The sequence below is a fragment of the Pseudomonas sp. 2822-17 genome, from assembly GCF_002742485.1.
GTDB lineage: Bacteria > Pseudomonadota > Gammaproteobacteria > Pseudomonadales > Pseudomonadaceae > Aquipseudomonas > Aquipseudomonas cyclaminis.
The window spans coordinates 1-292 of record NZ_LJRZ01000044.1 but is presented as its reverse complement, the minus strand read 5'-3'; the positions used below and the strand labels follow the sequence as shown (position 1 = coordinate 292).

Here is a 292-nt window from a genome sequence, read left to right as displayed (position 1 = left end):
TCCTAACAGGCCTTATATAGGTCGAGGCTTCAGAGTTGTATTAAGAGATATCACTCATAACCTCAAGCAGGCAACTGCAACCAAGAAAGGTTTTATGAGTGGGAAATATATGCCTTCTCTTATCGTAAAAGTGGATGCAAATACTGCTGAATTGGCAAGTGAAGAGGGGCGTGATTCTGTTTATGATAAGTATTTAGAATCATCAGAAGCGGGTAAACCATGGATTATTCCGGCAGACTTACTAGATGTTCAGCAAGTTAAACCTCTATCTTTAAGGGATATAGCTATTAAC

1 protein-coding gene is annotated in these 292 nt (G+C 39.0%); it reads left to right on the top strand.

What is annotated here, in order from left to right; all coding sequences use genetic code 11:
• On the top strand, positions 1-292 hold a 292-nt coding region (locus tag AOA60_RS00135; protein WP_218240461.1), incomplete at both ends, for a phage portal protein.